At 38.9% G+C, this 22,529-nt stretch carries 29 protein-coding genes; 3 read left to right on the top strand and 26 right to left on the bottom strand.

Going from position 1 to position 22,529, the window contains the following annotated elements; all coding sequences use genetic code 11:
• Nucleotides 1-143: 143 nt before the first annotated feature.
• The 3 genes from Q0369_RS00335 to Q0369_RS00325 are packed head-to-tail and all read left to right on the top strand — an operon-like array spanning nucleotide 144 to nucleotide 2,040.
• Nucleotides 144-815: a ParA family protein gene (locus Q0369_RS00335; RefSeq protein ID WP_298094433.1), complete on the top strand. Its 672-nt coding sequence runs from the start codon at nucleotides 144-146 to the stop codon at nucleotides 813-815.
• Nucleotides 805-1,083 carry a hypothetical protein gene (locus tag Q0369_RS00330; RefSeq protein WP_298094431.1) on the top strand — a complete coding sequence of 93 codons (279 nt, stop codon included), beginning with the start codon at nucleotides 805-807 and terminating at the stop codon, nucleotides 1,081-1,083. The genes Q0369_RS00335 and Q0369_RS00330 overlap by 11 nt, the downstream gene beginning before the upstream one ends.
• A 60-nt stretch (nucleotides 1,084-1,143) precedes the next feature.
• Nucleotides 1,144-2,040 (top strand): hypothetical protein, encoded by an 897-nt coding sequence (locus Q0369_RS00325; protein WP_298094428.1) that lies wholly within the window; start codon nucleotides 1,144-1,146, stop codon nucleotides 2,038-2,040.
• A 352-nt stretch (nucleotides 2,041-2,392) separates the two neighbouring features.
• On the opposite strand, the gene Q0369_RS00320 is transcribed toward Q0369_RS00325, so the two are convergent.
• The 26 genes from Q0369_RS00320 to Q0369_RS00195 form a co-directional block, all read right to left on the bottom strand.
• Nucleotides 2,393-2,884 carry a hypothetical protein gene (locus Q0369_RS00320; protein ID WP_298094425.1) on the bottom strand — a complete coding sequence of 164 codons (492 nt, stop codon included), beginning with the start codon at nucleotides 2,882-2,884 and terminating at the stop codon, nucleotides 2,393-2,395.
• 11 nt (nucleotides 2,885-2,895) lie between these two features.
• Nucleotides 2,896-4,674: a hypothetical protein gene (locus Q0369_RS00315; protein ID WP_298094422.1), complete on the bottom strand. Its 1,779-nt coding sequence runs from the start codon at nucleotides 4,672-4,674 to the stop codon at nucleotides 2,896-2,898.
• An 86-nt stretch (nucleotides 4,675-4,760) separates the two neighbouring features.
• The gene (locus tag Q0369_RS00310) at nucleotides 4,761-5,039 is read right to left on the bottom strand and encodes a hypothetical protein (protein WP_297916428.1); all 279 of its coding nucleotides are present in this window, start codon (nucleotides 5,037-5,039) and stop codon (nucleotides 4,761-4,763) included.
• Nucleotides 5,036-5,326 (bottom strand): hypothetical protein, encoded by a 291-nt coding sequence (locus Q0369_RS00305; RefSeq protein WP_297916430.1) that lies wholly within the window; start codon nucleotides 5,324-5,326, stop codon nucleotides 5,036-5,038. Before Q0369_RS00305 ends, Q0369_RS00310 begins: the two co-directional genes overlap by 4 nt.
• Nucleotides 5,323-5,640 (bottom strand): hypothetical protein, encoded by a 318-nt coding sequence (locus Q0369_RS00300; protein WP_298094419.1) that lies wholly within the window; start codon nucleotides 5,638-5,640, stop codon nucleotides 5,323-5,325. The genes Q0369_RS00305 and Q0369_RS00300 overlap by 4 nt, the downstream gene beginning before the upstream one ends.
• An 11-nt stretch (nucleotides 5,641-5,651) precedes the next feature.
• Nucleotides 5,652-5,867, bottom strand: a complete 216-nt coding sequence (locus tag Q0369_RS00295) for a hypothetical protein (protein WP_298094416.1) — start codon at nucleotides 5,865-5,867, stop codon at nucleotides 5,652-5,654.
• Nucleotides 5,864-6,946: a hypothetical protein gene (locus Q0369_RS00290; RefSeq protein WP_298094413.1), complete on the bottom strand. Its 1,083-nt coding sequence runs from the start codon at nucleotides 6,944-6,946 to the stop codon at nucleotides 5,864-5,866. The genes Q0369_RS00295 and Q0369_RS00290 overlap by 4 nt, the downstream gene beginning before the upstream one ends.
• Nucleotides 6,943-7,446 carry a hypothetical protein gene (locus Q0369_RS00285; protein WP_298094411.1) on the bottom strand — a complete coding sequence of 168 codons (504 nt, stop codon included), beginning with the start codon at nucleotides 7,444-7,446 and terminating at the stop codon, nucleotides 6,943-6,945. Before Q0369_RS00285 ends, Q0369_RS00290 begins: the two co-directional genes overlap by 4 nt.
• A 22-nt stretch (nucleotides 7,447-7,468) precedes the next feature.
• Entirely contained in the window at nucleotides 7,469-8,041 is a 573-nt protein-coding gene (locus tag Q0369_RS00280) for a hypothetical protein (protein ID WP_298094408.1), read from the bottom strand.
• A gap of 11 nt (nucleotides 8,042-8,052) precedes the next feature.
• The gene (locus Q0369_RS00275; RefSeq protein WP_298094405.1) at nucleotides 8,053-8,436 is read right to left on the bottom strand and encodes a hypothetical protein; all 384 of its coding nucleotides are present in this window, start codon (nucleotides 8,434-8,436) and stop codon (nucleotides 8,053-8,055) included.
• Complete coding sequence (locus tag Q0369_RS00270) at nucleotides 8,417-8,668, bottom strand: hypothetical protein (protein ID WP_298094402.1); 252 nt, start codon at nucleotides 8,666-8,668, stop codon at nucleotides 8,417-8,419. Before Q0369_RS00270 ends, Q0369_RS00275 begins: the two co-directional genes overlap by 20 nt.
• A 28-nt stretch (nucleotides 8,669-8,696) precedes the next feature.
• Entirely contained in the window at nucleotides 8,697-9,146 is a 450-nt protein-coding gene (locus tag Q0369_RS00265; protein ID WP_298094397.1) for a hypothetical protein, read from the bottom strand.
• A gap of 119 nt (nucleotides 9,147-9,265) precedes the next feature.
• Nucleotides 9,266-11,461, bottom strand: coding sequence for a hypothetical protein (locus tag Q0369_RS00260; protein ID WP_298094394.1), 2,196 nt, complete (start codon nucleotides 11,459-11,461; stop codon nucleotides 9,266-9,268).
• Between the two features lie 10 nt (nucleotides 11,462-11,471).
• The gene (locus Q0369_RS00255; protein WP_298094391.1) at nucleotides 11,472-12,566 is read right to left on the bottom strand and encodes a hypothetical protein; all 1,095 of its coding nucleotides are present in this window, start codon (nucleotides 12,564-12,566) and stop codon (nucleotides 11,472-11,474) included.
• A gap of 36 nt (nucleotides 12,567-12,602) precedes the next feature.
• Nucleotides 12,603-14,453: a TraM recognition domain-containing protein gene (locus Q0369_RS00250; protein ID WP_298094388.1), complete on the bottom strand. Its 1,851-nt coding sequence runs from the start codon at nucleotides 14,451-14,453 to the stop codon at nucleotides 12,603-12,605.
• A complete protein-coding gene (locus Q0369_RS00245) occupies nucleotides 14,443-15,078 on the bottom strand; it encodes a hypothetical protein (RefSeq protein WP_298094385.1) in 636 nt (211 codons plus the stop codon). The genes Q0369_RS00250 and Q0369_RS00245 overlap by 11 nt, the downstream gene beginning before the upstream one ends.
• Nucleotides 15,078-15,587, bottom strand: coding sequence for a hypothetical protein (locus Q0369_RS00240; protein WP_298094382.1), 510 nt, complete (start codon nucleotides 15,585-15,587; stop codon nucleotides 15,078-15,080). The genes Q0369_RS00245 and Q0369_RS00240 overlap by 1 nt, the downstream gene beginning before the upstream one ends.
• Entirely contained in the window at nucleotides 15,577-16,566 is a 990-nt protein-coding gene (locus tag Q0369_RS00235; RefSeq protein WP_298094379.1) for a hypothetical protein, read from the bottom strand. Before Q0369_RS00235 ends, Q0369_RS00240 begins: the two co-directional genes overlap by 11 nt.
• The gene (locus Q0369_RS00230) at nucleotides 16,566-16,913 is read right to left on the bottom strand and encodes a hypothetical protein (RefSeq protein ID WP_298094376.1); all 348 of its coding nucleotides are present in this window, start codon (nucleotides 16,911-16,913) and stop codon (nucleotides 16,566-16,568) included. Before Q0369_RS00230 ends, Q0369_RS00235 begins: the two co-directional genes overlap by 1 nt.
• A gap of 49 nt (nucleotides 16,914-16,962) precedes the next feature.
• Entirely contained in the window at nucleotides 16,963-17,355 is a 393-nt protein-coding gene (locus tag Q0369_RS00225) for a hypothetical protein (RefSeq protein ID WP_298094373.1), read from the bottom strand.
• The gene (locus Q0369_RS00220; RefSeq protein ID WP_298094369.1) at nucleotides 17,355-17,660 is read right to left on the bottom strand and encodes a hypothetical protein; all 306 of its coding nucleotides are present in this window, start codon (nucleotides 17,658-17,660) and stop codon (nucleotides 17,355-17,357) included. Before Q0369_RS00220 ends, Q0369_RS00225 begins: the two co-directional genes overlap by 1 nt.
• 18 nt (nucleotides 17,661-17,678) lie before the next feature.
• Nucleotides 17,679-18,326, bottom strand: coding sequence for a hypothetical protein (locus Q0369_RS00215; RefSeq protein WP_298094365.1), 648 nt, complete (start codon nucleotides 18,324-18,326; stop codon nucleotides 17,679-17,681).
• Nucleotides 18,323-20,674 carry a hypothetical protein gene (locus tag Q0369_RS00210; protein WP_298094362.1) on the bottom strand — a complete coding sequence of 784 codons (2,352 nt, stop codon included), beginning with the start codon at nucleotides 20,672-20,674 and terminating at the stop codon, nucleotides 18,323-18,325. Before Q0369_RS00210 ends, Q0369_RS00215 begins: the two co-directional genes overlap by 4 nt.
• Entirely contained in the window at nucleotides 20,671-21,258 is a 588-nt protein-coding gene (locus Q0369_RS00205; protein WP_298094358.1) for a transglycosylase SLT domain-containing protein, read from the bottom strand. The genes Q0369_RS00210 and Q0369_RS00205 overlap by 4 nt, the downstream gene beginning before the upstream one ends.
• Complete coding sequence (locus Q0369_RS00200) at nucleotides 21,255-21,992, bottom strand: hypothetical protein (protein WP_298094355.1); 738 nt, start codon at nucleotides 21,990-21,992, stop codon at nucleotides 21,255-21,257. The genes Q0369_RS00205 and Q0369_RS00200 overlap by 4 nt, the downstream gene beginning before the upstream one ends.
• Entirely contained in the window at nucleotides 21,992-22,525 is a 534-nt protein-coding gene (locus Q0369_RS00195; protein WP_298094353.1) for an antA/AntB antirepressor family protein, read from the bottom strand. Before Q0369_RS00195 ends, Q0369_RS00200 begins: the two co-directional genes overlap by 1 nt.
• Nucleotides 22,526-22,529 lie beyond the last annotated feature (4 nt).

Genomic DNA, 22,529 nt, shown 5'->3' with positions numbered 1-22,529 from the left:
AGTTATTAACTACTTAACAACTACTTAGTAATTAATAAATGTTAGTTAGTTGATACTAAAATATAAGTATAATTTAAGTAAATTAATACTATAATTCCATTAAATTATAAATTAAGTAGTAACTTATTGTAAGGAGTAAATTTATGATAATTACTTTTTCACATCCGAAAGGAGGGGTGGGGAAGACGATGCTTGCGTTTAATTACGCCGTGTATTGTCAAAACAAAGGTGAGGCAGTTACGATTGCTGATCTCGATGGCCAACACTCGATAACTAATTTCGGTAAAATAAGAGATTTAGATGGCGGTTTATCGAAACTGGATATATTAAAATTTGAGAAAGTTGAGGATTTTATCGCCTTTTTGCAAAATAGCGATAGTAGAAAAATCATTATCGACACTGGCGGTTTTGATAGTAGCTTCAATCGTATTGCTTTAGCATTTGCGAATATGGTAATCACGCCTGTAAGTGATAGCCCGGTTGAAGTTATGCGGCTACTTGATTTTGATAGAATTTTAGGGGAGATCTCCCGGGATGTAAATCATCAAATATTGACGCATATCGTGCTGAATAGGATTCATCCAAGCCTTAGGAATATGGAGCATGTCATCGAGCCATTAAAGGATAAACATAATTTTGTTTTACTCGATAGCGTTGTGCGCGACAGAACTAGATTCAAATTTTCAGTCGGGCAAGGTAGAAGCGTATACGAAGAGAATGAAGGTGTTCTAGACGATAAGGCCGTCAAAGAACTTAATAATTTATTCAAAGAGATCGATTCAATAATAAACGAAAGGATAAACAATGAAAAATAAAGGCATAGATCCAAAGGCCCTAGATGCCATAATGGCTAAAAGCGACGTAAAGGAGCAGGGTGCAGTAAGCCAAGCGGAAGAGCAAAACGTTGATACGGCTCCAGTGCAGGCCGTAATTAGGCGACGCAAAAGGACTGAATATAGAACATTTAGCGTCTCGCTTGAAATCAACGAATATAACAAATGGCAAATGTATCTGATCAACAACGATATAAAATCGGGGTCTGCTTTGATAAGAGATTTGTTAAAAGAAAAGGGCATTTTATAAAATGCCATTAAATTGCGGCTATCTTAATATATGTAGGGTAGTAGCCCTCAAGGAGAAAAGATGAAAACAAGAATAAAATTTTTAGGCGTTCACGAGTTTGACAAAAGATTCAATTGCGCAATCGAAATAAATGGCGAATTATATAGAACCGATTTATACAATATATGGGTTCCAAATACCGTTGGAGTGTTAAAAGGCTACGACATTCCGCTTGAAGGAGTAGAAATAGAAGCTGAAATAAAAGAATTCCCGCAAGGATATAACGGAAATACGTTCTTTTTTCCTGACGATGAAGCCGGCATTTTGCCCCTCATTGTAGGAGACCTAACCGAGTTGAAAAGAGCGACAAAAGCTCAAATAGCTGCCAATACCGAAGTAGTGTTGCAAGACGCACAAGCATATCGTGAAGCTATGCAAAATGCAAAGACTGAAAGCGAATGGAACAAAATTAGGCAGAACATAGAAAAGCGCCTGATTGAAGGACTATCGCCCTTTTTATTAGAAAAGGAAAAATATCGTCTTTTTTGGGAATACGCAGATGAGTTTTGCACTCAAAAATATGGTATTGGATGCCGCAAGTGGTTTTCTGGCACCCCGGAGGATAAGGAATGCGTAACATTACACTTCCCATATGGAATAATCAACCTAGAAAAAGAAATCGCAAAAAAAGCCGAATGGGACAGAATTTGCGCATCATATGAAATCACAAAATTTCACAAGAAAGTAGAGCCTCGCGGCGGCGAAGACGGTAGGGATGGTTATTATGAATTTGACGTCCTAGACAAAACCGACGGCAAAACCTATGCCTTTATTTGGCGTGATGTGTTCGATTTCGGAAGCTGGGGCTTTCCTTTTAGAAAGGGGATAGACCAGTTTAAGGAAGAGACTTGGACAGAAAAGGAACGTGATATATACAAATTTGTCTGCTCGAAATTTCCGGGCGGGATAAGAATGTAATGAATATTTATGGACGGATCATTTTCGTCCATCAAAAATTTAAGATAATTTAAGCAATAGGAAAATATAATGCATTTCGTGAAGCGAAATTATTCCCATCCCACCGGGAATTGAAACTTGTGTTTTAACGATTTTTCAAAGTTTCGCTTCATTTTATCCCTTAGGGATTTGAAATTATTGCTTTAAAGGTTTCAAAGTCCTGTCTCATTTTATCCTCTTAGGAATTGAAATCTATACTTTAATATAATCCTTGTAGGATTTGTAAAATTTCTTTCTTGCCAAATCCATTCTTTTTTATCGATGGGGTTTGTAAAGTTTTAATTTTCGTAGGCTTTGTACATATCTTCTCTGATTATTTTGCTAAATTCTTTTTTGAATTTTTATTCGTATCGACGCTGGTCTTTTTTTCCGAATTCTTTGAAATTTCCGCCTTGATCTCTTCAACGGCGGAATAGTCTTCGACTTGGTTCTGGTAGCTATTAAAGGCCTCCATAAGTGGAGCAACGGAAGCCTCATAAAATGTTTGTCCTTTGTCATTGATTTGCCATTGATCTGAACCCAATAGTATCCTATCCTCAACATCGATCTGAAAAATTCGAAAACCCATTTTGCTGACTTTCTCTACATTTTCAGTTATAAATTTATCCATTTCAGTATCTTCCGATACATACATCACTTCCCGATCCGGCAACATACTGTCGGGTTCGTCATCGCTTACCGTCATTTCATATAGATCGTTCATATTTTCTTCGTTGTAATAAGCCTTTTTCATTAGCCACGTCGGCACCACATCAAAATGCTCATCTATAAAATTCTTTATATCGTTATAATATTTCTCATCCATAATATATCCTTTTATTGTCTTCTAGCTTGTCTATTGGCTTGCTCTTTTGTTTCTTTAAAATCTGGCTCTTCTTTCTTATCAAAATTGAATTTTTGAAAGTCTTGAGCCGCTTCATCGCTTTCCTGCATAATATCTTTAATATCATCTACCGATGAATAATCCACTATCTCGCCTTTTTTTAGAGTAGCGTTTATTTCATCTATATCGCTTTTATAATAAGATTGATAAATGCCCGCCATATCATAATGCTCTTGCCCGGGTTTAATTTCTCCATTTTGCGTTGCAGCCCTTATCGCCATTATGTATTCATAATCGAATTTAGTGCCGAACGTTCTATTCGTCAGATTCGCAAGCTCATCGAAATATACTCCGTTTAGATTGTCTTTGACACTATAAAACATAGCAAGCGTAGCTACTGCGGCGCTTTCTTTATCGGATCCAGATCTTTCTATTTTGCATGCTTCAAATTTACTCTTTAACGTCTCGTTTTGTTTATCGACGATTTCGTTCGATAGTTTGTTCACGTCCACTTTGTCATTAAACGTCTTGACCGCTTTTGCGACGTCACTAAATATATCTTTGAGATATACTTCTTTGCATTCCGTATCTCCATTTCTTAGATATATACCTGCGTGTTTTGTAGGCTCGGTCGGAATCCCTAGCTGATTGGATATTACAAAAGCAAAGCTCTCGGCCTCGCATAGGCGTCTTAGCTTATCAGGTTCTTTTTTAGCAAAAAAATCTTGTTTATTTAAAATTCTATCCCCGGCTTCATACAGCATGGCCTTAAGTTGCGCGTCTATAGGTATATTGGTATTGACGTGTATTTGGTTTCTACCGTCTTTAAACGTAGAGTAAGAGCTGCCGGAATCTCGCAACGGCCTAATGTGTATATCGACGTCTAAAGCTGCCGAAAGCGTATCCTTTACTTTTTCAAGCATTATTCGATCAATATTTAAGCCGGGCATACGAGTGTCTTTCCCTTTTTTCATTATGCCTTTTTCGTAAGCGTCCGTTTGATCTACACTATATACTTTACCGCTAAGCTCAAAACGCTTAGCAGTTTTAAATTTTCCATTCTCATCTCTTGCGGGTATTCTCTTACCATTGTCATCTAACTTATAAACACGCTTTGTGCTACCGTCTTCTCTTTTGATCATTTCTAGTTCGTATAACGGCACGTCCTTCGGCACTAATACGTAAAGCGGATCGTCTTTGACGGATACTGACATTTCGTTCCAATCTTTCTCAGATTTTATGACTTCTGAAAATTCTAAGCCACGATCTTTTAGTTGCGATGCTATAAGCATTAGGTTACTGGCCGAGTATTGATGTAGCGAACCAAAATGCCGGATAAACTCGTCATAATCTTCAAGAGCTTTATCTTGTGTTTTCGGATCTTTAAGCTTTTTTTCCAAATCCTCAAATTTGGCAGCAGCGCTATCTTTAATCTCTACTTGCTCTTTGGCCGGTTTATTGTCTGCCTGCTTATTCTCTTTAGCAGCTTCCGGTTGTCGCTCTTTTTGCTGGCGTTTGTCTTCTTGTTGGATTTTAAGATACTTACTTGCAGAATATAAATATCCCATTAGATTTTGTGCTTTAAGGCCTTTTTGAAGGCTATCGGCGAATTTGTCTTGAGCTTCTTTTGATTGTGTCTTGATGAACTCAAAAATTTGACCTACGGTGTATACCTCTTTAGCCCCGTTTTCGCGATTGAATGTGAATCTATCGTTTAGGTTGATTTGCTGCTCTATAGTGAAGTCGTCGAGCCATTGTGAGAAATTTTGCATTTTGCCACTCCTTGAAAAATATTTTAGTGGCAATTATACCAAAAGTTATGAGAAAATACATAACTTTTAAATAAAATTATATATTTTTATATAATTTTATTCGTTATATCTTTTGAAATTTCTATAGCTTTTTTCAAAATCTCTAATTCTTTGGATAGGTTTTCAATCTTTTGTTCTTTTTCGTGAATCTGTCGAAGCAATTTTATAATGTTAACATATAAAATCGGCATTTCTGCTTTAGAGCTATATGCAAAAAAAGTTCGTCGTTTGATATTGGCCAAATCACAAAATTCAGACAAGTCAACTCCCAACTCGTCAAGCGCCCGTATGAAGTCTTGTCTCTTCATCATATTTTGTTTTTTCATTGTATATTATTGATCTCTTCCAAATAAAATATGATATTGCGTTTTTGCTCTGCCTCTAGCATATAAGCCTTAAGAAGCTTTGCAAGCTCTTCGTTTTGCTTTTTAATATCCGCAATATTCTTTTCTACAGCAGGTATTAAATTTCCCTCAATCTCTGCTGTAGCACTATCTATAGTAGCCGAAATTTGACTCCTTGAGCCCACAAAACCGTTAACAATATCGATAGTGCACACACACGCTACGGCAGCAGCCGAAAAAAGACATAAACACAAAACTATCTTTTTCATCTCGTCGCCTCATTATCGAGAAGTAATTTTAGCTTTTTAAAGTTAAAATTAATATTTTTTTGCTCTAGAGTTCCATTTTTGAGCAACTCGCTTTGATTCTCCAGTAATCTTCGTTTCGTCTCGCAGTTCTTCGCAATCTCTTCCGCTTGAGCTAAAATGCGGTTATAATTTTGGATAATTTGATTATTCAATGCCCTAATCTTCGCATCGTATTCGGCAAAAGCTTGAGTTATGCCGTCTTGCGCGCTACTGCTCCATATTGCGCCGAACATCAAATTTGCGAATAGCAAGACGCTTAATACTATTTTTTTCAAATTTCACTCCTTTAAATTTGAAAATCGTCCGGGTATTTCGGCTCAAGCGGTCGATAGTTTTGATCCGCTTTTTTGCCACATTTATCGCACGTCATTTCAGGGATAACGTTGTGATGAAAATTTTTGTCGTCATATCCCCTTTTTTCGACTTTAAAGCCACAATGTTCACACTCGAAAATAGCTACGAAATCGCGCCTATATTGGCTTAGTATTTTGAAAATTCTCATTTCCCAAATCCCCTTGTAGCGTCTTTCGAATTTATGATGTCTTGCAGAGAATTGATCATATTTTGATTATATTGAATTTCCCTTTCTATCGTGCCTTGAAGCTGTAAAATTTTCTGCCCGGTCTCTAAAATATCCTTTGATTGAAGCTCTAAATTTTGATGCGCGGTATTAATTTTTGAAACGATCTCTTCAACTTTTGAAAAAGTTTCCGTATCGAGCTTTTGAAATTGCGCCAAAGACTTATTGCCGAGTTGCGCTCCCAATCCCCAATCTATGCAGCCGCCACAAGCTCCGCCCGGATTCGGGCCGACATTTATATCCTTATATCCGCCCGGATTATCCGGTTTTGTTTGGTTATTGCCGCCGTTTTGCTTCTCGGCTTCTTTTGCCTCTTTGTCTTTATTGACTTCTTTCTCCGGGTTGCACGTACCTGATTGTAATTGCTCCCGGCTGACCTTCAGAGCCTCTATAAGCGTCTCATAGCATATTGTAGAGGAGTCCGTGCCGTTTTCTGAGTAGTAGCTCGTATTGCAATTTGATGTGGCAACACCGCCTCGATATAGCGTCGTTCCCTTTTTAACGGGCATACTCGCCCATTCCTGCGCGGCCTGCAGGGCTGCCTTATCTATATCGCCCGCGCCATAAAAATAGCTATGCAGCGCGCTCCTCTTGTATTTTGTGAGATACTCGTCAAATATACGATCCTGAAGCTCTTTGTTGTAAATTTCAAGCGGATTAAGACTCAAATACTTGATCGATTCATTTAATACCGGAGCTTTTGTCGTATTGACAATCTGGTATGCGCCTACGGCATACATGGTTCCTTGCTTTTGCTCCTCGACTATGGCCGCGAGCGTCATATTGGTCAAATTTTTGCCGTCTCCGCTAACATGGCTTACTAGATACCTCTTTCCGGAAGAATTCGTTTTATATTCATTCCAAGCGCCATAATGACCGCCGGATTCTTTCTGTCGAATGAGATTTCCAAAAGGAGTGCGCGATACTTTACACGTTTCTTCCGCAAGGCATACGGAAAAAAACAGCAGCAAAGAGGCTAGCAAACATTTTTTAAAGCTCATCTGCCCTCCAAAATCCGGATAATCTCCTTATCCGCTCCGCTACTTTTTGCATACGCAAGTAAAGAATTCCACTGATGACCCCTACCGTCCTCGATCGGCTCGTTAAATTTGAAATCGGTTTGTTTTAACAATTTTAGACATTTCACAGCCTTATGATTTACTATATCGACGGCAAAATTATACATGTTATTTAAGCTGCTAAAATTCGTAAGATCCATATTTAATCTCTTCATTACTTCAAGCATCCCCGCAAATCCCTCCGCATCGTCCGCAGCTATAACGGCCGAAAAGGCTTCGGGAAGCGTCGACCACGCAAAATCCTTACTCATCTCTGCCGCTTCCGCGGCGCTACCAGCCGATTTGATGCTTTCTTCCATATTGCGGATCTCAACGAGATGCTTTTGGAAAATAGGCGAATTCGATTTGATACCGTCAAGTTTGCCGGCTCCGGCTACGCTCAAAACTATGGCGCACGCTGCCAAAACATTTAAAATTTTCATCTTATCTCCTTGTCATAAATTTTTAAGCCAAAATATCGTTAAGTCGCTCTTTAAGCTCGAATAGCTCGCTATTGTCTTTAGGCTCTTTTGCCTCATAGCCGGCTTTTATAAGTCGGTCAGCTTTCATCTCCTTATATTTATCCTTTGCTATCATTTCTATTGCTTTGATAGTATCTTGATCGAGCAGCGAAGCATCTGCTAACACATCCTTAAAATAGCCCTTATAAGCATCCAGCTCGTCTAGCACCGGCGGCAGCATACTAATTAAGTCTTCAGATACGGCGTCCTCGTCCTCTAAAGCCTGTTTGTAATCCTCCATTTCACTCACCAGCAGTTCAAATTTATTACCGCGCTTGCTTGGCGCTCGTTTATAAATATCGTTTATCGCGGCCATAACTAAAGGCCACTTTACCCTGCTTGCTTGAACTTCACCCTGCTTATTTTTAAAATCGCAGCTATCGGCTATCTCAAATTTGATCTTTTCGCTAAGATCCTTGAGGCGAATCTCTAAATCCGCCTTCTCTCCGTAAAGCCTTGTTAGGCGTTTAAGCAGGTCTTTTGCCTGCTCGATCTGATCGTTATTTAAATTTTCCATCGGAACTCCTTTTAAAAATTTTCATCTTCTTGTTTTGTTAATTTGATTGCTGAATTTGACTTTAGATTTTCTCTAAGCTTCTTATCGGTTTTAGCACTTAGCTCTGATAGAAATTTCAGCATAAAACTATCAAAGTGCCTTCCGTCTCTGGTAAGATTGAACACGAATTTGTAATATATCGTGATAGTGGCCATATAGATTAGAGCGGTGAAATCAAACGCAAGACCGCTCTTATGAATCAGATAGAATATCAATAGTGCAAGTATATTAAAACCCGTGCAAACAAGATACACTACACCCAATTTCAGCCGGTACTGCTCTTTATAGATTACGTTGAGTATTCGTTTTTTACGTAGTTCGTCATCTTCTTGCATGCTAAAAGTCCTTTTCGGCACGAATTAAAAAGCCGTTAAAAATTAGCTGTCGAAATTTATCCAGCTCGAAAGCTAAATTTATCCTGATCGACAGTAGATCTTTAATAAGTATTTTTTCCTTTATAATTGTCGCATATTGCGCCTCATGCGTAGGAAATACGTCCGTGTGTTCTCTAGTCAAATCTTTAAGCGCGGAGGGTGAATTTGCAAAAAGCCCGCTAGCAAAAACCAAAGCTAAAGCTATTTTTTTCATAATATTTACCTCATCTTTTGCTCCTTTGTTATTTTTTACTCACGTTACTATCTAAATTTTGCGCTTTAGTTTTTTTCTCAATCTGCCTAGCTTTTAGATCCTCAATTTTAGCCTTAGATAACTCGACGTCTCTATTAGCTTCCTCAAGCTTCCTTTCGGCCTCTTTAATCTTAGCTTCATCTCCGCTTTGTTTAGCTTTTTCAAGCTTCATTCGCGCCTCTTCCGCCCTCTTATAGGCTTTTTTATTGAGCTCCTTAGCCTTTATCATCTCATATTCCTCTTTGCTGACCTCTTTGAGTATCGGATCTACCTCCCCGGTTTCCGGATTTCGTCCTACAATTCTATCCATACTTACATAATCGCCACTATACAAACCAATATCGCTATACCAATCATTACCGCCTTCAGCCATTTTATGCCCAAACAAAAAATTTGCGGATCCCAAAAGCAAAAAACATACTAAAAACAATCTTTTCATCTCAAACCTTTCATTAAAATTTTATGGCGATTATACCATAATTTCATAGAAAAATACAATTTCATTGTAATATTTTACTATTAAATAGTATTTTATTACAATCTAATAGCATAGTTATATCACAACTGGAAGCTGTATTTCTCCAACTTTTGCCCCAGCTGCTCCGTAGCAAACCCCGCAGCAGCGCTATCATTTAGACCGACCATTTTAAATAGCCAAGCCGGCGCTTTCAATATAATACTCCACATAATATACATCGAGCCTATTGCTCCTACGATCTTCAATATCACTTGAAACGTAGTGATTACGGCGGTAAGCCAGAATTGGCTTTGCAGCTCTCTAAGTACATTGAGCTGTTCTACCGCATAGATCATAAATATATCATTGAAAAGCCCATAAATAAATATCGCAAAGTATAAAAATATTACGATCAATATAGGCTTTAGAAATAGCGCAATACCCGTTACCAAAAACTCCGCTATTTTATTGACCTTGCCAGTCGTAAGTGCAAATGCCGTTATAAACGGCGTAACATAGAAGTACTTTGCAAGCTCTATTATGTAGCCCAAAAACGCCAATGCTCCGGCTACGATCGCAACCGCCAAAGGCAATGAATTCAAAATATGGCTATATATCAAAGCTGTTAGAAACGTTGCTAGAATAAAAGAGCCTGCTTTTACCGCTTTCCCTGCAATTTTTCCCAATAGCGGCATCTTATCGGTAAACATCTTAATCGTATCGTCGCTTAGAGTAAGGCCACTTAGTAATTCGCCGGCTCCCGGTAACATCGTATAGCTTAAATTTCCCATTAGTCTACCGGCTATATCTCCTGCATCTACTAAATTATCGTCTATCCAGTTCGCAAGCGATTCGGGCATCCAGCTATCTTTGTTCCGCTCTATCTGATTTATTTTTGCTCGGTCTCTACTGGCCTTTTCTATATTATTTTTATTGTCTTCAATAATTTTATTCGCAACGGAATTCTCTTCTATTGCGGATATATTTTCAATTAAAATGACCATTCCGGGCAATATCGTCGAGTTGATCCAGCCGAGCTCGTTTTGTCTTCGGCCTATACTTTCATCTATCTGTCGAAGGTTGGTATTAAGCTCATTGTTCCTCAAATTTTTCTCAAGCGCTTCTAAAAATACTTGATTTTCTCGGTTAAGGCTATAAAAAGAGCTTAATCGATACTCTATGTATTGGCACCCTCGAAAAGTATATTTCTCGTTTTCAACTCCTTTTGAATTGAGGTCAAATTTCTGTGTACCCTCCGGCGTATTTAGAAAGCTTGAGATATTTCTAAACCTATCTTGGCACTCCTTATATCCCTTCTCATAAGCAGAGATGATATTTGCATAGTTCTTTTTATTCTCTCGGTAGAGCTTTTCCTTCTCCCAAGTATATGCACCTACGCTGCCGTAAAGCTTTTGCATGTAGCTTTCCGCGCCCACGGTTCCTAACTTATCAGCAAAAGTATTGCTCAAAGAGGCGCCGGCGCGCATAATCTTTTGAATAGGCGTAGCCGTCATTCCGCTATCTTCAGGAATCGGTGTAAAAAAAGCGGCAAACGCCAGCACTGGAACTAAAAGAGTGTTTAAAATTTTTTGTTTTTCGTTCGAGCTCTCCATCTTATTATTTGCGTTTCTAACGGCCATAACGGCAAAAAACCAACCGCCGATACAAACGAGTAGCATGTATTGCAGCGCGGTATATACCGCCGACATATTGGAAAAAAGCGTTGCATAATAGGCCAAATTTGCTTTATTGAGATTATTCGCCGTTGCGGTTAGCTCGCGCCTTCCTTGAACGTCTACCGTATTCGTTCCATATATGGCGCTAGGATCTTTGAGGTGTAAGATCCCGGTAGTTTTCGTTTGAGAAAAATCTACTACAGCCGGATCTAGGGTTACTACGCCAGCAAGGAAGCGAGTAAGCGTCATCTGTTCCGGCTTATAGCCTAAGCTTGACCTATATGGCTTAATATCGCTTGATAAAAAACCATCATTTATCGTTTGATTGGTTTCATCGATGCAGGTGGTATTCTTCGTATTGGCATTAATTCCTAGCGTATTGCTAAAATCATCTTTTGGAACGATGATACAAGAGGTAACTCCGCTTTGCGGATCAAATCCTACGACCAAAGCCTTAAATTTAGATTCGACCTGCCTACATTGTGGCTTACACTCACTTTTTATAACGTCGTCGTTTGCAACAAATAGCTCTTTTTCGTTAATTTCGCCTTGGCTTATGACTTCATCGGCGCAGGCGCAGGAGATTAACGCAAAAGCTAAAAATAAAAACATCCTCTTCATAAATCATCCTTTAGCGAATCAGTGCCTCTATCTCTTCTCGTGCGGCTCTTGCGTCAAATTTAGTATTCATAATGATCGCTTTTTCGGCTGTTAGAGCTATAAGATCCTTTTTCTTTTCGAGCTCTTCGCTCAAATCACTTAAAATTTTTGTCTCTACCCACATACGCTTATTGATCCTAAGAACGTTTTCGATCTTGACATCCTCTCTAAGAATATCTATATACTCTTTGGTAGGGGTAGCCAAAAACTCCCTGCTGAAAGCTAGTTTTAAAGCCAAATTTCCTCTATTGCGCATTTCATCTGTTAGATAACCTTGAACTTTTAAAACCTCCTGCTCCGCTATAGCCCTCATAGCGTTTATATCGGTAGTGTTTTTCAACCTATTGCTTAATATTGTGCTAAATTTATATGGGGAGAATTCTACGGAAGCTCTTGTTAAAGCCTCGATATTTAAAGACCTCATATTTTTAAACTCATCTATATTCGCAGGCGCTTTTGCTACTATATCATCGATAGTTACCGTATCGATATTCTTTCTGCCTAAACTTTCGGCGACCCCCTTTATAAAATTTAACTTCTCTTGATCGAATTGTAACAAGGCCGTATTCGCAGGGCTCTTAGCGGCGATGATTTTTTTGAAATCTCCGGGCTCTCCCGGTGCATCATAAGGCCTACCGCCCTTGCCTTTTTGACCCAAAATGAAAATATCGCTATCGCTGCCTCCTATACCGCCCATTCCCTCGTATTTGCTTCTATTGGCGCAATACTCTCTAATAAATTCGGTATTAGCCCAAATGGAGCTGCTCCTTCTATGAAGCCCCGGGATATTCGGAGCTAGCGAACAAACGTTCAACCCCGCCTCCAGATCCGGTACCAAACTACAAATATCGTAATTTCTTCCCGATAAATCGTAACATCTGCCTATAGGACTTTCTCTGATCTTCTCTATCGTCCTTTGTAGAGCATCTAGGCTATCGTTAATCTTATCTATCGTTCCGCCTATACCGCCCTTTTGCGTTTTACCCGGATTGACTCCTTCAAGCGGATTTGCGATTGCTACACTCAAGACTATGGCGCACGCTGCCAAAACATTTAAAATTTTCATCTCTCGCTCCTTCTCTCTAAATTTAGTGATTTCATTTTATGCCGCCTCCCTCTTTTCCTCATCAAGTCCTAGCTTTTTATATAACCTATACGCATCCATCAAAAACTGCTTTTTAGGGATATACTGCGTAATCGGTATAGGGCTATTCATTAATTTTAGCTCAAATGAGATCTTTTTGCCGTATTTGGCTAAGCTGCTCTCCGTAGTAGCCGTCGCCCGGTACATCTTTCCGTCGTTAAAGACCATCATCTCGCCGTTATTCATACCGATGACCTCCTCATGCTTAATTGCATCTTCCTTTTCAACCCTGTAATGGTCTTCTGCGCTTATTTGGCCTTTGATGCTTTCTCTTTTATCGACGTAATCCATATCAATAAAGCGCTTTTGCTTAATCATTTTATTGTAAAGTTCCGTGGTCTCCGGGTGAATATTTTTCATCAAAATATGTGTTCCCGTGGTATCAAAAATTTCACGTCTTTCCAAGCTCTCGCTGCCGACTATTTTTCCTACGGAATCTATTTGCGCCGGGGATTGAAATATCGGAATGATTGAAATTCCTAAGGCGCGTGATTTCGACATCAGACGACCGAAGCCCTCTATGATATACGACCCGATCTCATCGAACCAGCAAATAAAAGGAATTTTCGGCTCTACCGCCTTTTCGGCTTTTTCGGCCGCCACCCCTTTTATTAAGCCTAAAATGAGTTTTCCAAGCTGTTTTGGTGTAGTATCGCTTGCCATAGTAGGAAGAGTAACGAAGATAAATTTGTTTTTTTGCACGGCCTCCCACATTGAGATAGTAGGCGTTTGCGTATTAAAAACGCGACCGTAATCGCTTTTTAGACTGGTAATAATATCAATCCAAGCTTGAGCGGCCATACCGGCATCATAAGCCCCCTGCTCCCCGTTTGATAAAGCCTCTTGCATCCTTTTTCTAATCTCTTCGGGATCCGCTTTTAGAAATTTCTCAAATTGCATCGATAATGCCGTGCTGACATAGCTCACAAAATCATCCAACGCATTGCTTAGATAGACTTTATCACGGTAGAGTATGGCACTTTCGACTACAGCGGCGAAGGGAATAAGGCACGATAGCGCGGAAAAGTCTAACTTTAAATTTTCATTATCGCGCTGCCAAACAAGCAGCTTGAGGATATTTTTCATAAACCCTTTCTGTTTGGCCTTCCACTCATTTTCTTCGCCCTCAAGTAGCGCAATTAAAATTTCGTATAGCGCTTCGGCGCTGCCGCTTAAAAGCGGGTTGATGGTATGAGTATGATCCATATCCAAAAAATTGATATGAATAAAATCATCCTCTCTGCCTATGGCAACGAAAAGAGCGTAAATTTCCTTTGCAAATTCAGCGGTGCCCTTACCATCTACGCAGAGTCCTCCGCCATCGTTTAGAACGTGCTGCTCGATCATTCCTTTCATAAATACCGATTTGCCGGCGCCAATCGTGGCCATAATAAGCATGTGGCGCTTGAATTGCTCTGCACATAGCAGTAACGGCCGAACTATATTATTGGCTGCCCTGAACGATTTTAAAGCGCTGCCGTATAGGGTTTTGACCTCGTAGCCGATATTTATCAAGTAGTTTTTGCCCGGTTTGTTTTCGGTGATATTTTCGTTCTTTGCCTTGCGTACCTTATCTCTACCTATATATATCGTCAATGCAAGCATTACAGAGGATGCGGCCGTGGCCTTTGAAACAAAATTTAACGTAGGCGACGGATTGATAATCATAAAAACACTGGATATTATGCACGCAATAAAGACGGCATAGATAAAAAGCCGTATAGTCTCATCTTTTGCTATTAAGGACTTTAAATTTTCTCTATCAGGTTTAAAAAACCGTTCTTTAACGAATTCCACTTCAGCTGCCATTGCCGTTCCTTCTTTTTGAATTTTTATTCGTATCGACGTCGATCTTTTCTATGGAGCTCTTTGAAATTTCCGCCTTGATCTCTTCAACGGCGGAGTAGTCTTCGACGTCATCAAGCTTTTTAGACTCATAAAATTCCCGTACCGCCGGGTTTTTAAAAACCATTCTTGCATTAAGATTTCTATCAGAATAGAATGTTATAATAGTCTTATTGGGGAGGGATAGCGGCGTAATTAGACCCTCCTCCCCAGCTTGTCTTTTGCTATCCATAGTTACTCTAAATCTAATCCCGTCGGAATCTTGCCACTCAAATACTTTTCCGGTTTTAGTTTTATCTTCTAAAAACGGTTCCCCAAAAATTTTCATATATTTTCTTAGACTTCTACCTAAATTAAGTAACTCTTCTAGGCTAACCTCACCTATTGCTCCTTGTTTTAAATGATATTTCAGATGCTCTGCACCAATCCCCTTATCTCTTTTTATGTTATGCCAACCCTTAACATACATAACGACCGTATCTATGACCGCATTCTCAACCAAGGCAATATCTGGGTTGAGAGTTACGGGCGTAGCCCTTTTATCGTTAAAGGTAACGTTATAAATCCCCAGCTTTTCTTTGTCTTTCATTATAGATCCTCGTCCTCATTTAACATTGAATCATCCTTTGTTTCGTTTGCTTGAGCTTTTGCGTATATGATATGTAGGTGCGGCTCGTCTTGATTGAAGTGGTAGCCGCAAATAATCGCATCAAGCTCCAACGCGCCTATACAGAAATCAGCAAATTCCTTAAGCGCCTTAAAAATTTCCTTTTTTGTATCGATGCCCTCTAGCATACAAAGTTCTAAGATATTGTGGTATACGGTTATATTTTCCACTTTATCGAAACTGCTACGCTGGATCTCATCTAAAATTTGTACATTGAGTTTGCGCTCCACGGCCTCGCCTTGTAGCAATATCTCTTCGCCCGGCCTATAATAGGCGTTAATTTTAGTTCGTTCATTGATATTTTTTGGAGTTGTATTGAAAAAATAGCCTAAAAAGTTCTTCGCGTGTAGATCGCTGCTAAAAACGGCATGAGGCGTTACCGCGAATTTAAGTCTTTTGGCTTTAATTAGTTTTCCGAATTCAAAGCTCATCTGCGGCCTCTTTGTTTAGAATTTTCTCGTAAAAAGTAATGGATTCTTCGATGCTTTCCGCGCTCGGAGATTCCTTGTTTTCTCTGCTTAAAAGAAGCTGTTTAAGCTCTTTTTGTTCCTTAGTTTTTAAAAGCTCGGCCGCGTGCTTCTCCTCATCCAGCACCTCTTGCGGTATGAGATTTTTAAATAACGCATACTTAAAATATAAACCCGCGCCGTGCCTTTTTACGGAATTTAGATCCGCATTATCCAAGGCGCCGATCAATTCGCTTTGTGTGAAATTTCTTGCCAAAACTATCAAATTTGCGGTGCCTATATTGAAAGGCTTCGTAAATCTACACCATAGATCTATCAAAAAGTATTCCGCAATATTGTCGTTTTCCTTTAAAATTCCTTCATAATCTATCGACATCTCGATAGAATCGTTAAATTCTTTGATTTTTTCATAAATTTTATTGTATAAATTTATCTTACTTATCTCGGCTAAATTTGAAAGCCTAGTAAGCTCTAAATCCCTCATCTCGTGAAAAATATTACTCGTAAGGTATTTTTCATCATTGCCATAAACTCTATAAAATTCCTTCGACGGCTTATTCAGATGTGTCTCCACTCTATCGCTTTTGATCTCCCTTCGATAGTTAAAAAAGTCGATGATCTTTTGAGAGGATATATCCCAATAGCTCTCCTTCTTTGCTTTGATAAAATTTGGCGCCAAAGTCTCTTTCATAGAAATGCTACTTTGATTTTTTTTGACTACCTTCCGGACGTAGGAATAAAAATAGCCTGCCACAGCTATAAAAATGATATAAACCCAAGGGCTTGAATATTTTTCGTCATTTAGCAGGTAAGTGATCCAAATAATAATGATGCCTCCAAGCGCTATGGCTTTTGTAATTTTTGCCTCATCTTTTGCGGCCGAATTCCCACTACCGAGCCAAAAAATCAAGCATACAATCGTAGCAAATATCGCAAGCCCCATTATTTTTCTCCCAAAAAGTCTGCATTATTGGTTTTTTGAATATTATTCTCGCGGATTGATATACCCTTTTGTAACAAAAAATTTATCTTTTTTTCGCTCATCAATCCGTCGGATTTGAGCTTTTGAATCTTCTCGAGTAGCTCATTTTGCTCGGCCAAAGCGGCGTTATATTCGATATACTTCTGCTCCAACTGTCGTTGAGCTTGCATATTTCTTGCGTAACTACGCTCTATATCCGCAATGGCCTGAGTTTTATTTATAAAAATTATGGGCTGGCACGGAACTTTATAGCATTTTGCATCCAGAATAGAAACTAGCAAAAGGCTCAAAAATATTAGAATTTTCATAATATCCCTCCGTCAAAATAAGAAGCGTCTTAGAAGGCGCTTCTTATAGTTATTTCGCGCTTAATGCCGACTTCCAGTATTCCCATACTACCTGAAGTCCTTTCATACTATCGCCCATTAGTATTCTACCCAAAACAGCATCGGCTAAAATACCGACGAAAGCGCCCAATACGCTGGCTACAACGCACGCAATGACAATTTTATAGGTATCACCCTGCTGCTCGCTTTCCTTTTTGGATTGTTTAAAAGCTATGCCTAAACCCGTGAAAAATAAAATCACCGGAGCCCAAGCCATGGCAGCTCTCATACCGCTTCCAGATGTTGTTGAGACGGATGAGTCAAGGTTTTTAACTACATTGTCTACTCCGTCGAATTCCCCGGCTGCATAAGCTGCGCCTACTCCAAAAAGTAATAACGCAAAAAATATAATGCGTTTTTTCATTATAGATCCTTATCTTCCGGGCGCGGCGCGAATGTAATTCGCGTAAAAAACTCCGTATTTTCCAAATCAAGCTCTAGCGTATCGCCTTTGGCGTTCTTTAGCGTTTCTCCTTCAACGAGTTTTTTAATATCGTTTGCATTAAGCGTTCTACCAAAAGCTTTCTGATTATACGGAATGTGAAATTCGCACTCACCGCTATTGAACCAATCTTTACCTTCTTTCTTCGGTTTATAGCCGTCGCAATAAACCATTTTATCGCCTTTTTTCAATGTTCCTTTTTTGCAAAGCGGACATACAGTTGCCATTTTCTACTCCTTAAAAATTTATTTTAATAATTGCGATTGCCAATATTGGTGAATCGCAAAGAAAAGGTTTTTACCATCCGGCAAAAACAACGCCAAGCTAGCTATATACGCCCAAGCTACATATATAGTGCTTACGGCTATGAAGCTAACCATACTGAATACGATGACCCCGAGATAATCCTGCTTATAATTGTCCTTGTTGGCTTGGTAAACGCCGTAGCTAATCCCCAAGACGATCACCAAAATAGGCATATTATAAAGCACGATTCTGCCGATGGTCTGAATTAGCAAAAGGATTGAATACGCTCCTAGCGCGTCATTTGTTGCACCTCCTCCGGTTAGGGCAAATACGGCACTTCTGTCGCTAGCCCAAAAGATTCTAAAAATTTTATTTGTAATGTAATGATCCTCCTCTAAAATTGAAGTATAGGCAATATCAAGTATTTTGACGATTGCCATAAATAGAACACAGGCCATAAAATGCACTGCGAAAGCAAGCATTACCGACCCCAAAATACTAAAGCCGCTCGTAGTGCTTTCCCTCGCCTTCAAAAAAGCTCGTATCAGCACGATCCCAAAAGGAAAAATAGCAAAAGCAAGCGCCGCAGCGCCGAATACTGTAGCGGTAGAAATTAGGTGCGAACCTGCGCTAAAGCTATCGTTCATTCTTCCGCCTTTGCAACTTTCGTAGGATCGGTATTGAAAAGTTTTTCTTCAAATTTGCTTACTGGCAGCTTCAAATTAAAGACTCCTCTTGAATACCATACGCAGAGTTCATATTCATCGGTATCCTCAAGCCTATCGATGACATTTTGTCCGGGATTGAGAATTTTCTTCACCTCGTCGATGAATTCGCGCTTTTTGTCGGGCGCTAAAAGAAAAATTCTAGTATCTATGTTTCCGATTATACGCTCCGGAATATGCACCAATTTTTGGGCGATCGAGATGAAATGAACCCCGTATTTTCTAGCTTCAAGTGCCAATTTATCGAACATTATCTCAAAATACGGTACTCTAAAGTAATTTGCGATCTCTTCTACGACATAAACTTTTTTCGAAACACTTAATCCCTGATACATTCTCATAACTGCATAGGATCTATCCTTGAGGTATGTTTTTTGAAAGGTGCTAACAAAAATAGGCACAAATAGGCTATTTTCTTTGAAATTATTGAGCTCCATACTCAAGAAATTCGCATTTACCGTATCCTCTGTATCAAAATTTGAAAAGAGGTTAAGCTTGTCGACATCGACAAGCTTTTTATGTAGACCCTGAAAATTTTCCCTAATATCGTCCGGGATCTGTTGATTTTCGGACTGAATTTTTGCGTACTTAATAACATCAATCAAAAGAGGCTTTTTAAGAAATTCGAATTCATCTCCCAAATTTTTCAGATATTCATTTGCAGAAAAACCTCTTTTTAAAATTTTATCTTTTAAGTTTTGATTTTTTATATCTCGGACTCGATAATCCTGATACTCTGCCTTCCCCTCATAAATCAAACGTAAAATATCTTGGTAAAGGCTCATCTCGCCAATAGTCATGGTTTCTGCGTTAGCGGATTGAGATGAAAGTATCAAATTTATAAGATCCGCCGAAAAAATCAAGTCGGCTTCATATGTTTCCTTGCCGCTATCATCTAAATTTACAATGTTGTAACTAAAATTTGATAGATCGCTTTCCACGCGAGCTATGCTATTTTCTCCGTTTTCTTTAAGAAAATCGATCAGTCTTCTACTCGAAAATCCTATATCGTAGTATCTCACTATGACTTTATCTTTATTTAAATTTCTTGCCTTGCGGGTCTTATAGTCGATATCCAGCATCGACGATATAATTTTTTGGAGTGTAAAGCTCTTTCCTGCACCGGGATCGGCCACTATGACCGCGTGAGGGTTGTGATTTTCGGCTGCAAAAGAATAGTTTATGAAGCCTCCGTTTTTATCATATCCCCAAAAATCAGCGTTCTTTACATTCTTTTTGTGTACGCAGGCGATAAAGTTGCCAAGAAATTCTGCTGATGCCAAAAAGTCAAACTCGCTATCTCTAAACTTCAAAGGAGTCTTTTGCAAACTTTTAGTCTTAAAAATATTCTTCTTAATAAAATCCATCTTCAAAGATGTACCAAAATCTCCTATGATACTTTCATCGATGCTTTTAAAACAAGCTACGCTATTAACTATTACCAGCTGCTGATCTCCTAGATCATAAGCCTCTTTAAGAGCCGTAAAATGGGATTTATTTCCCGTCCAGCGGGCAAAGTTTATTAACCGCGAAATGTGATTTTCTATGCTCTTGCGGCTAAGGTTAAAATACGTCCAAATCGCACCGTTAAAATTCATTCTAAAAATGTTTTGAATATTTGTCTTTTGTGCTCCTTCAAGAGCTTTATAGGATTGATATAAATCCGTATGACATAGATTTTGATAGATATTTTCCCTCGCTAGCTTTGCGAAGGTTTGATAGTTGCTCTCTAATCTAGAGTTAAAATTTAGCGATACGGTTCTATGAATATCTTTGTCTTTAACAAAATATTGATTTTGCAAAAAAAGATCTAAAACCGCGTTTGCCAATTCGGCGCCGCTTAAAAAGGTCAATTTATACTTATTCGCTATCGATTTTAGTAAATTTTGATTGTAACCAAAGAGATACTGGCCGTGATAGTATCCGTTTTTTAAAATGACATACCAAAAAAAGGCATCTTTTGTGTTTTGATAGGTTCGAAAGATCTCTTTTACGCCGATTTCATCAAAATATATCGGCGTATTGCCGTTGCCTTCGAGTTTTATTCCGTATAAATTCTTATATGGAGTGTTGATCAGAATATGGTCGTTTAAAATATCATCGATTACCAACCCTTTGTTGGAGTAAAATTCATTAAAAAGCCCTTTTAGTGGCGCTAATACCTTTCCAAAAAGCGTTTTTTCGACCTCTTTTTGTGCCTTTTCATTTTTGTAGCCGGCATAAAGCCCCATACCGGCTAAGATGATCAAAAATAGCAACGCGGGATTCATTTGCCTTCTCCAAAAAAGCTATCGAAATAATTCATAAATCTAGCGTAATAATCATAGTTCTTTTTGGCCGCAAAACCTTTGTTATAACACTCGATAGCGTCTTTTGCCGAGCTATACCTACCGGCGCAAAGAGCTAAAATTTCTTTTGATTTGGAAACATTGTATTGCGGATCAAAGATGAACTCAAGCTCATCCTTTTTTAAATTTTGCTTGGAAATTTGCATCAGACCGAAGTCTATGTTAAAATCAAAATCCCAAAAGAATTTCGCAAGCTCCAGCATCGCTTCTTTACTATTGCTGGATATGCTCACGGCATATTTTGAGCTATTATATTTTGCGCTTCTAAAGCGGTATATGCTGCCTTTGAAACCCGCTCTTAGTTTTTTAATTAAACCCGTGTCGCTTGTTAAAAAGCTGATAATATATGGCTGAAAATCACTCTCCGTCTTTGCAATCGTATATAGCACCCTTACGTCTATATTGCTGCTTGTAGCGGCAGCCCATAAACTATCTGCTATATCCTGTCTTACGTCGGCATTTGACGTGCATGCGTAAAGCAAAAACGCTAAAAGAGCTCTTTTCATAGCTTATCGCCTTTCGTTACCATCTCTATTTCAAAGCTATCTATCCTCATACCGTAAGGATTCACATCGGAGCTGCGCTCTAAATCGAAATCGCCCGTAGCCTTGATCCTGACTTGCCCGCGTTCGTTTTGGTATCGTCCTTGCGATAGGATCCACGAATTCGTAGCCACTTTGATATATATGTCGATGCTATACTTATTTCCATTGTATTCAAAGGAATTTACGGTGTAATCGACAATATTGATGTATTCAGGGAGTTTATCGCGCGCAACCGCGTTGATCAGCCATTGGATATAGCTGATGAATTGACCTACGCTTCTTTTGCTCTCTTCGCTCTGCGACTTTGTGTCAAGAAAATATAAATATATATTGCCAAGGCTCTTGGACGCTTCCAAAACATCCTTATACGTAGTTATATTTGCCCTGCTAAAGCCCTCCGTTAACTCCGATCTTGAGACGATAAAATTATTGACAAATACGCTTATGGCATATTGTTTCAGATATTCGGCTTTGAGCGGAGTTTTGACAACTTTTATGGCCCTGCCGTCGGTAGTAGTTAGCACTACTTTGCCATTATTGTCGTAAATTGAGGCTTTTAGTTCCTCCATCTGCACGGTAATACTATGAAGTTCCCACGCTATTATGGCAATAGCTACTATCATTCCCCAGAATAGATATTTCCAATTTTTCCCAAAAAACATCTCACATTTGAAGGATAGTTTTTCTTCTTCCATTATAGGTATCCTTCTTGCTTTAGTTGCTCTTTTCTTCTAACAAGCCTTCGGATGTCCTCGTCAATCGTTTTTGCCTCAAGCTGTTTTTTATACATGCTTATGAGCCTATCGGATGAAGCCACTAGATCTTCAAGGATTTGTATTTTTTCGCGTAAATTTGAAATTTCAGTGGTTAATCTCTTTATCTCTTTACAAAAATTTTCAAACTCTCTTCGCGCCGCACGTTCAAATTGAATGAAATATTGCCTGATCTCCTTGCCCTTTGCATTTTTTTCAAGCATTGAAAATTCTTTTGCAAGATCTAGGGTAATAATATATTCCACTAGCGTAGTAGCTCCGACTTCTCGTCTCTCATTTTTATGAAATGACGTATAGTCAATATTTTCTAAGGCTTGAGTATCCTTTAGCCTTCGTTTTATCCAATCAGTGAATTGCTGTTTACTTTCTAAAATTTTATGTAGTTCTCTAGCATTTACGGAGTTGATCTCCTCATCTCCAATTTTGTATTGAAAAATTTTAACCATCTCTTGCATTTTT

Source organism: uncultured Campylobacter sp., assembly GCF_938030685.1.
Taxonomy (GTDB): domain Bacteria; phylum Campylobacterota; class Campylobacteria; order Campylobacterales; family Campylobacteraceae; genus Campylobacter_B.
This window is presented reverse-complemented; position numbering and strand designations above follow the sequence as displayed.